Origin of the sequence: Corallococcus sp. 4LFB, assembly GCF_046520365.1 — a bacterium.
Lineage (GTDB): Bacteria > Myxococcota > Myxococcia > Myxococcales > Myxococcaceae > Corallococcus > Corallococcus caeni.
Window position 1 is genome coordinate 1 of the sequence record NZ_JBKGHJ010000358.1, and the last position, 9,115, is coordinate 9,115.

Genomic DNA, 9,115 nt, shown 5'->3' on the forward strand with positions numbered 1-9,115 from the left:
CGGCGGCCGTCACCGCGGCGGTGGTGCTGGTGCAGTTGCAGGAGCAGCGGCCATGAGCGTGCAGCCGACGCCCGCCCCCGCGGCCGCGCCCGCCTTCACGCCGCCCGCGCGGCTGTCGCGCGGCACGGTGCTGCGCGTGTTCCTGCGCTCGCTCTTCCTCCAGGCGTCGTGGAACCCCAAGGGCATGCAGAACCTGGGGCTCGCGTACGCCGTGTACCCCGCGCTGGAGCGGCTGTACCCGCCGGGCCCGCAGCGCGAGGCGGCGGTGCGCCGCCACCTGGTCTTCTTCAACACGCACCCGTACGTGGCCGCGGCCATCGTGGGCGGCGTGGTGAACCACGAGCAGAAGATCGCCCGGGGGGAGGAGACGCCGGACCGGGTGGTGGGCTTCAAGGCGGCGCTGATGGGGCCGCTCGCGGCGCTGGGGGACGGGTTCTTCTGGCTGTCGCTGAAGCCCGCGGTGGGCGGCCTGTGCGCCGCGATGGTGCCCTTGCTGGGCGTCTGGGCGGTGGTGCTCTTCCTGGTGCTCTACAACCTGGTGCACCTGCTCTTGCGCACCCGGCTGTACTGGCTGGGCTTGAGCCTGGGAGACCGGCTGGTGGAGGCCGTGGCGCGGGTGAACCTTCCCGCCAAGGGCGCGCGCTTGAGGGGGGTGGCGGCGGCGAGCGCGGGCGGGCTGGCCGCGTGGCTGGCGCTCAGCTTCGGGGCGACGGCGGGCGGGACCTGGGCGCCGTTCCTGGCGGTGGGGTGCCTGGCGGTGGGCGTGTTGGCGTACCTGCTGGTCCACCGGCGCGTCCCCACCTACGTGGTCCTCTACGTCGCGGCGGGATTGGCCTGCGCGGCGGGCGCCTTTCTGTGAGTACGAACACCTTCTCAGCGAAGCAGGAGTCGCACGATGGCGAGTGAAGCCGAGGGAACCTTCGAGATCATCAACGCGCTGGGGCTGCACGCCCGGGCCGCGGCGCAGATGGTCAAGGTGGCCAACCGCTTCAAGAGCGAGGTCTTCATCAAGGCCTCCGGGCAGCGCGCCAACGCCAAGTCCATCATGGGCGTGCTGATGCTCGCGGCGGCCCAGGGCACGAAGGTGACCCTCACCTGCAAGGGCGAGGACGCCGAGGCCTGCCTGTCCGAATTGAAAAAGCTCATCGAGGACCGGTTTGGCGAAGCGCAGTGAGCGTCGAAAGGGGAGGTAGACTCCTCCCCGCGAGGTCAGCGAAACCGTGAGCAGCCAGGCCACCCCTACACTCAGGTTGACGGGCATCGGCGCCTCCCCGGGCGTGGCGGTGGGCCACGCCTTCATCCTGGACAGGAAGCGCATCCGCACCCCCAAGCTGCGCCTGGCGGACGCGGAGGTGGAGCCCGAGCGGATGCGGATGAAGACCGCCATTGATTTGTCCGACCGCCAGCTCGCGGAGCTGAAGGATCAAATCACCCGCACGGAGGGCAGCGACCACGCCCTCATCCTGGAAGCGCACCGGCTGATGCTCCACGACCCCATGCTCGTGGACGAGGTCAACCGCCTCATCGTGGAGGACCGCATCAACGCGGAGTGGGCGGTGCGCCGCACGGCCCGGAAGATAAAGCACCTCTTCGACAACATCCCGGACGAGTACTTCCGCGAGCGCCGCTCGGACGTGGACTACGTCGCGGACCGCATCATCCGCAACCTGATGGGCCAGGTGGTGGACGAGGACGTGGAGGTGCCGGCGGAGGCCATCGTCGTCGCGCATGACCTGCCGCCCGCGGACGCCGCGATGATGGCGCGCAGCGGCCGCGTGGCGGGCTTCGTCACCGACCTGGGCGGGCAGACCAGCCACACCGCCATCGTCGCCCGCGCGCGGGAGACGCCCGCGGTGGTGGGCGCGGGGCGCGCGAGCGAGCAGATTTCGCCGGGCGACCTCGTGGCCATGGACGGCACGCGCGGCGTGGTGCTGGTGAACCCCACGGAGGACCAGCTGGCGCTCTTCCGCGAGGAGCAGCGCCGCTACCTGGAGAGCGAGCAGCTGGCGCTGGCCACGAAGGACCAGCCCGCGGTGAGCACGGACGGCTTCCGCATCCGGCTCAACGGCAACATGGAGTTCCTGGAGGAGATCCCCTCGCTCCTGGCGCACGGCGCGGAGGGCATTGGCCTGTACCGCACGGAGTTCATGTTCCTGGACCGCAAGACGGCGCCCACGGAGGAGGAGCACTACCGCGCCTACAAGCAGGTGCTGGAGGCCATGGGCGGCCGGCCCGTCACCATCCGCACGCTGGACCTGGGCGGCGACAAGGTGCCGGGCAAGACGAAGCACGAGAAGGAGCCCAACCCGGCCATGGGCCTCAGGGCCATCCGCTACTGCCTGTCCAACCGGGAGCTGTTCCGCGTCCAGCTGCGCGCCCTGCTGCGCGCGAGCGTGCACGGCAACCTGCGCCTCATGTTCCCGCTCATCTGCGGCGTCAGCGAGCTGCGCGAGGCGCGCACGGAGCTGGAGGCGTGCCGCACGGCGCTGGGCCGCGCGGGGGTGCCGGTGGGCAAGCGCTTCCCGGTGGGCATCATGGTGGAGACGCCCAGCGCGGCGACCATCGCGGACCGGCTGGCGCAGGAGGCGGACTTCTTCTCCATCGGGACGAACGACCTCATCCAGTACTCGCTCGCCATCGACCGCCAGAACCGGGAGGTCGCGTACCTCTACCGGCCGCTGCACCTGTCGGTGCTGCGCATGCTCCGGGGCATCGTGGACGCGGCGAAGAGCGCCAACATCCCCGTCTCCATGTGCGGTGAGATGGCGGGCGACCCGCTCTTCACCCTGGTGCTCCTGGCGCTGGGCTTCGACGAGCTGTCCATGACGTCCGGGCAGATTCCGGTGGTGAAGCGCCTGATGCGCCGGGTGAGCCGCACCGAGGCGGTGGAGATGCTCCAGGGCGCCATGGAGCTGACCACCGCGGAGGAGATTGAGCGCTTCGTGCGCACGGAGATGGACCGGCGCTTCAGCGGCCAGGAAGGCTCGCTGCTGTCGCCGGTGCACGACCCCGAACCGGAGCCCGTGTAGGCCCCGCTCCCCCCGCGGAATGCGGCGGGGAGGGGGTCGCCGTTTCCAGGCGGAGTGCACACTTTGGCCGGACACGGAGGCAGGAGGCAGCAGCGTGTTCAAGCCAACGGACATTCAGCGGGGCATGACGGTGCGGGACCGGGACGGCGAAGCGCTCGGCGGCATCGTCGCGGTGGACCCGCGCGGCTTCACCATCGGCAAGGGGCGCATCTTCGAACGGGAGTACCCCGTGCGCTTCTCCGACGTCGCGGACCTGGACGGGGATGACGTCTACCTGCGCCGGGACCTGGCCAGCCTCCCGGGCGCCACGCTGGCCGAGGGCGCGCTGGACCTGGAGGACGACAAATGCCACCCGGGCGCGGCGCACCGGCCGGTGGTCTACACGCACGACCTGACGGGCGCGCTGGTCCCCATGGAGTAGTGGCGGCTGGCGGGGGGGCGCACGCCCGCGCCGCGCCTCACTCGGGACGGGACTCCTCTTCACCGGAGGGGGGCCCGTCCTCGCTGTTTCCGCCGCCGGAGCGCTTCCGGGGGTGTCCGCCGTGGCGCTCCCCGTCGGGGGTCAGCAGGCGGGAGACGGGGCGCAGCATCACCAGCGACAGCAGGGCCAGGGCCACGGTGGCGCTGGCGGCCACGTAGAGGCCCAGCCCGCACGCCAGGCCCGCCGCCGCCGTCACCCAGAGGTTGGCCGCGGTGGTGAGCCCCTTCACGGCGCCCCCGTGGCGCAGGATGACGCCCGCGCCCAGGAAGCCGATGCCCACGACAATCTGGCTGGCGATGCGGCTGATGTCCGTCTGCGTGCCGCTGGGGTTCGCCCCCGCCCGGAGCAGCTCCTCCGTGTACACGCTGGAGAGCGTGAAGCAGCACGCCCCCAGCGCCACCAGCGTGTGCGTGCGCAGCCCCGCGGCCTGGTTGCGCGCCTCGCGCTCCACGCCCAGCACGCCGCCCAGGAGCGTGGCCAGCACCAGGCGCCCGATGATGACTTGAGGATCCACTCGGGGCGCGACCCTACTCGCCCAGGTCGATCTTCTCGTCCTTGTCCTCGTCGTTCAGTTCGGGATTGGGCAGCGTGTCCAGCGTGGCCACCAGCAGCTTGTAGGACGGCACCACGTAGGGCTCCACGTCCGGGCCCAGCTCCTTCACGTACTGCTCCTTGCGCTCCACGTACTTCGTGTCCTCGGAGTCCCAGCTGCCGCCGGCCTCCGCGGCCCACACCTCCTGGCCGTCCCGGCAGCGCAGCAGCTGCGCCTTCAGCGCCACCTCCGCGCCCTCACCCACGCGCTTCACCGTCGGGTCCAGCCAGAGCACGCCCTCGATGCCCTCCACGCACTGGTCCTTGAAGGTCGGGTCCGTGGGGCGCTCGGGCAGGGACGTGTTGGCCTTCACCAGGTAGTCCCGGTTCTGGTTGAGCCACTGCCGGGCGATGAGGCTCCACAGGTCGCCAATGTACTGCTGCCCCTGGGGGAACGGCTGCGTCACCACCGCCAGCCGCTTCACCTGCAGCCGGTCCACCGTCGCGTAGTCGTCGCGCAGCCGCTGGCTCTTCACCGTGCTCGCGCAGCCCGTGAGCACCATCAGGCCCAGCACCGCGCCCACCCGCTTGAACGTCCCCATGGCTTGAAGCTCCCGAAGAAAAGAACGGCCCCGCGCTTCCCTTCGGGGAAGGCGGGGCGTGAGGTCCAGCGCGGATACTAAGCGCTTCTTTCGCGTTGTCAGGCGGCGCGTGTGGAGGACGAATCCCCGCCCTGGGCGGCGCCGCCCTCTTGCGAACGTGCCGCGTCCTTCTGCCGCTTGTCGTGCATCAGCTGCATCACCGCCGCCAGCACCGTGAAGGACACCAGCAGCGTGGTGATGAGGCCGATGCAGGCGACGAGGCCCATGGAGCGCAGGCCGTTGTGGCTGGCCACCAGCAGCGCCGCGAAGCCCGCCACCGCCGTCAGCGTGGAGGACGCCACCGCCGCGCCCACGCTGCGCAGCGCCACCAGCGGGGACGTGCCCTCCAGGAAGCGGTGCAAGAGGTAGAGGCCGTGGCTCACGCCGAAGCCCAGGAGGATGGGCAGGATGATGATGTTCATGAAGTTCAGGCGCAGGTCGAACAGCGCCATGAAGCCCATCATCATCGCCAGGCCCACCGTCAGCGGAATCACGGACGCCAGCGCCAGCTTCGCGTTGCGGAAGTCCGCGAAGTGCATCACGAGAATCCAGAGCGCGGTGAGGATGACCGTGAGCTTCGCGTCCTTGAGCACCATGCGCGCCAGCGACGCGTACAGCTGCGTGGCGCCCGCGGCGCGGAACTCCTTCTCCACCGGCGCGCCCGTGGGCCCGCCCGGCGTGAACTTGCCCGGCGTCACCATGCCCTTGATGGAGCTGGTCTGGTCCGCGAACTGGAGCATCTGCTTGCCGTCCCACAGGTCCACGCTCGGGTAGATGAACGTGAGGTAGCCGTGGTTCTCCGGGCTGGTGGTGGGCAGGTGGCGGAACTGCGAGGCGTAGATTTCCGGCACGTGGTGCACGTCGAAGGGCCGGGCCTCCAGCATCTTGAAGAACAGGGCCGCCTTGTCCTGCGTCTCCGGCGGCAGCGCCTTCACGTCGATGTCCTTCAGCTCCTCCTGCCACTCCTCCAGAATCTTCGCGTTCGCCTGGGAGATGCCCTCCGGCGGCACGAAGGTGAAGAGGCTCATCACCTGGGAGATGGCGGGGCGCTTCTTGGGGTCGCTCGTCAGCTCCTTGTAGAGGGCCTCCGTCTCCGCCAGGTCCTTGGTGTAGACGGCCAGCGGGTCGCTGGCGATCTTGAAGCGCGCGTTGATTTCATCCTGGAGCACCACGGACGGCTGGTTCGCCGGCATCAGCGCGCGGGTGTTGTAGTTGAAGCGCACGCCGTAGGGCAGCCGCGCGAAGAAGCCCGCGTCCGCCGGGGGCTCGCCGCTCTTCCACGGGATGGCCGCGCCGCACACCATGGCGACGATGACGCAGCCCACCGCCAGCACCAGGCCGGGGCGCGGGATGCGCAGCTCCTTGCCGGACGCGTTGGTGACGGGCGGCGGCTTCATCACGCCGATGAGCTTGCGCGGCAGCTCCGGGTCGCGGCGGCCGGCCAGCGCCAGCAGCGCGGGGCACCAGGAGAACAGCGTGAAGCCCAGCATCAGCGTGCCCGTGCCGGCCAGGAAGCCGAACTGGGAGAAGCCTTTGAACTCGCTCACCATCAGCACGTAGAACGAACCGGCCACCACCACCGCGGACACCAGCGCCGGGCGGCCCGCGTTGATGACCGCGTCGCGGATGGCCACGTCGTAGCGCTTGCCCGCGCCCAGCTCCAGGCGCGTGCGGAAGATGAAGTGGATGCCGTAGTCGATGCCGAACCCCATCAGGATGCCGCCCAGGATGGAGGTGATCATGTTGAGCTCACCCAGCGTCGCGTAGGTGAAGCCCAGCGTGTACAGCGTGCCCGCCACCGTGCCGCTCACCACGATGAGCGTGGGCGCCCACTTGCGGAAGAACGCGATGGTGATGGCGAAGATGGCGACGAGCGCGATGATGGTGACCGGCTGGAGCGAGTCCTCGATGGCGTACGAGTCGTCCACCGCCGTCTTGTAGGAGCCCGTGAAGCCGTAGGCGACCGTCTTCTTGTCGCCCATCTTGTAGTAGTCCTCCACCAGCTGCACGCCCGCGGCGTTGCTCTTGGAGTACTCGGCCAGGTCCCCGCGCAGCTTGTCCACGTACTGCTTCGTCTGGCCAATCTGGTTGGTGTCCCACATCGGCTTGATGAGGAGCAGCAGCAGCTTGCGGTCCTGGGAGATGTAGTAGTCGTCCGCGATGCTCTTGTTGCCAACGCTGGAGTACTTGTCGACCAGGTCCTGCAGGTCCAGCTTCACCGGCTCCGTCTTCTTGATTTCGATGTAGAAGGGGTTCGCGCGGCGGATCTGATCCTTGAGGAACGCCATGATGCGGCGCTTGCCCTCGGCCAGGTCCTCCGTCTTCACGAACAGCACCATGTTGTTCTGAACGAACTCGACGGGGATCTTGTAGGTCAGGGAGCGCGCGTGCTCCTTGTCCTTGCCCACCATCACGGCCAGGTCGTCCGCGACCTTCTTGAGCGTGGCCTCGTCATCGCCGCGCAGCGCGACCATGAAGAAGCCGCTGCCGCCCACCATGTCGATGACGCGCTTGACGTCCTTCACCTCCTGCAGGTCCTGGGAGATGAGGTCCAGCTGGTTGGAGTTGATGGTCAGCTTCGACGTGCCCCACACCGCCAGGCCGAGCAGCAGCAGCAGCACGGTCATGACGGTGCCGGGGCGCCGGACCAGCATCTCCGCGTAGGCGAGGGCGAGACGGGGCGGGGGATGGGACGAGGGATTGCCGCTCATGGGCGCGGCACCCTATCGCCGAACGTCCCTGCCCGGAAGCAAAGCCCGGATGCCTGTCCGCCCTTCCTCCGCGCGAGACAGGGCTCCCCGCGCCGCGGGAATAAGCCCCGGCGCCGGTGTCCCGTCAGGGCGCGGGAGGCCCGGCCAGGGGGACGGCCTGCGGCTCCGTCCCCAGGGGCACGGGCTCGTCGCGGGGCGGGATGAGGAAGGGGATGGGGTTGCGCAGGAAGCGCAGGGCCACGGCCCCCAGGAAGCGCAGGCCCTCGAGCACCGGGACGTCGCGGGCGCGCAGGGCCAGGCCCAGGGCCAGCGCGAAGGACACGCCGAAGTTGAGGACGCCCACCACCAGCACGCCCGCCACGGCCTCCAGGAAGTCCGGCTCCATCACGGCGGAGGGCCCCAGCGCGCACCCGGCGAAGGCCAGCGCGCCGAAGGAGAAGGTGACGTGCCGCACGTCCAGCGGGAGGCCGAAGAAGCCGCCCACTCCCGGCATCACCGCCAGCAGCACGCCCAGGGTGACGCCGCCGCCCACGCCCGCCGCGTGGTGCATCAGCGCGTCCGCCACCTTGCGCGCGCCGGTCACGCCCAGGAGCGCGCGCAGCACGCGGTGGTGGGCGAGCGCCTCCGGCAGGCGGCGGTAGACGATGAAGTTCTCGAACCAGCCGGCGGCCACGCTGGAGGCCCAGAGCAGCACGCCGGTCAGGGCGGCGTAGAGGAGCGTCGCGCTCTTCCAGGGGTGCAGCGTCTCCACCACGTGCTGCGCCTGCTGCGCGCTCAGGTACGCGTGGCCCTTGAGGAACTGGAACCCCAGCCCCAGCGCCACCGCGACGGGCAGGACGCAGCCCAGGTTGCCCAGGATGGCCGCCAGCTGCGAGCGGGTGATGCGCGGCACCAGCGCCGCCAGGCGCTCCATGCGCCGGGCGCCTCCGTCCAGGCCCGCGTCCTCGCCCACCGCGGCCGCCAGCGTGGAGGCCGTCATGGACGGCTGCTTGGTGGCCAGCGTGAGGCCCAGCATCTGCATCACCACGAAGCCGCCCGCGTAGTTGAGCGCGACGAAGAGGCCCGCGAAGAAGGGGGCCAGCGGCAACCCGGTGAGGAAGAACTTCAGCGCCACGGCGAACGCGGCGACGAAGCCGCCGCCCGCCGCCGAGTGCACCATGTGGTGGAACTCGCCCTGCGTGGACGTGATGTAGTGCTCGCCCGTGTGGCCGGTGCGCTCGATGATTTTACGGGCCATCAGCCGCGCGTTGCGCTGGACCAGCGCGCGCACGGAGCGGTCCGCGTGCGCGTGCTCCAGCAGGTCCGACAGCAGCGCCAGCGCCTCGCGCCACCGGGGCTCGCCGCGCGGCGCGGCCAGCACCCGTGCGATGGCCTCCATCCGGTCCAGGCCGTGCCGGATGCGCTCCATCCGGTACACCAGGTCCACGCTGACGCCGGAGTCCTCCAGGTGACGCGTGACGGTGCGCGCCACGCCCCGGCAGTCCTCCACCACGCGGGCCAGGTCCGCCAGCGCCTCCTGGGCGCCGTCGCGCGCCAGCACCGCGTCGCACACCATCCGCAGCCGCAGGAAGGGGGACGCGCGGAAGGACATGTCCGGGGTGCGGTCGCGCACGTCCTCCGCCAGCCCCAGCCCCGCCACCTGCACGCCCAGCAGCAGCAGCGCGTCCATCAGTCCCCGCGCACGCGCGAGGACGGGGTGGGCTCCGGTGGGGGCGGCTCGCC

The 9,115-nt window shown here is 70.4% G+C and carries 8 protein-coding genes; 4 read left to right on the forward strand and 4 right to left on the reverse strand.

Annotation, left to right across the window (positions count from 1 at the left end):
- The first annotated feature begins 52 nt into the window (after positions 1-52).
- The 4 genes from ACLEQD_RS30115 to ACLEQD_RS30130 all read left to right on the forward strand — a co-directional run bounded on the left by ACLEQD_RS30115 (position 53) and on the right by ACLEQD_RS30130 (position 3,450).
- Positions 53-859, forward strand: a complete 807-nt coding sequence (locus ACLEQD_RS30115; RefSeq protein ID WP_410388807.1) for a PTS system mannose/fructose/sorbose family transporter subunit IID — start codon at positions 53-55, stop codon at positions 857-859.
- 36 nt (positions 860-895) lie between these two features.
- Entirely contained in the window at positions 896-1,174 is a 279-nt protein-coding gene (locus ACLEQD_RS30120) for an HPr family phosphocarrier protein (protein ID WP_120592229.1), read from the forward strand.
- Positions 1,175-1,220: 46 nt separating this feature from the next.
- Positions 1,221-3,029 (forward strand): phosphoenolpyruvate--protein phosphotransferase, encoded by a 1,809-nt coding sequence (gene ptsP / locus ACLEQD_RS30125; protein ID WP_410388809.1) that lies wholly within the window; start codon positions 1,221-1,223, stop codon positions 3,027-3,029.
- Positions 3,030-3,123: 94 nt separating this feature from the next.
- Complete coding sequence (locus ACLEQD_RS30130; RefSeq protein ID WP_410388811.1) at positions 3,124-3,450, forward strand: hypothetical protein; 327 nt, start codon at positions 3,124-3,126, stop codon at positions 3,448-3,450.
- A gap of 37 nt (positions 3,451-3,487) precedes the next feature.
- Here ACLEQD_RS30130 and ACLEQD_RS30135 read toward each other — a convergent pair whose 3' ends face one another.
- The 4 genes from ACLEQD_RS30135 to ACLEQD_RS30150 form a co-directional block, all read right to left on the reverse strand.
- Positions 3,488-4,024, reverse strand: a complete 537-nt coding sequence (locus ACLEQD_RS30135) for an MgtC/SapB family protein (protein WP_410388813.1) — start codon at positions 4,022-4,024, stop codon at positions 3,488-3,490.
- 13 nt (positions 4,025-4,037) lie between these two features.
- Positions 4,038-4,643 (reverse strand): MXAN_6521/LA_1396 family lipoprotein, encoded by a 606-nt coding sequence (locus ACLEQD_RS30140; protein ID WP_410388814.1) that lies wholly within the window; start codon positions 4,641-4,643, stop codon positions 4,038-4,040.
- A gap of 98 nt (positions 4,644-4,741) precedes the next feature.
- Positions 4,742-7,393 carry an efflux RND transporter permease subunit gene (locus ACLEQD_RS30145; protein WP_410388816.1) on the reverse strand — a complete coding sequence of 884 codons (2,652 nt, stop codon included), beginning with the start codon at positions 7,391-7,393 and terminating at the stop codon, positions 4,742-4,744.
- A 124-nt stretch (positions 7,394-7,517) separates the two neighbouring features.
- On the reverse strand, positions 7,518-9,115 hold a 1,598-nt coding region (locus tag ACLEQD_RS30150; RefSeq protein WP_410388818.1), incomplete at its 5' end, for a gliding motility protein.

Bases quoted from the DNA above. Each gene is read 5' to 3' on its own strand.
- ACLEQD_RS30115 (WP_410388807.1), top strand. From the start codon at position 53: ATGAGCGTGCAGCCGACGCCCGCCCCCGCGGCCGCGCCCGCCTTCACG.
- ACLEQD_RS30120 (WP_120592229.1), top strand. From the start codon at position 896: ATGGCGAGTGAAGCCGAGGGAACCTTCGAGATCATCAACGCGCTGGGG.
- ACLEQD_RS30140 (WP_410388814.1), bottom strand. From the start codon at position 4,643: ATGGGGACGTTCAAGCGGGTGGGCGCGGTGCTGGGCCTGATGGTGCTC.
- ACLEQD_RS30145 (WP_410388816.1), bottom strand. From the start codon at position 7,393: ATGAGCGGCAATCCCTCGTCCCATCCCCCGCCCCGTCTCGCCCTCGCC.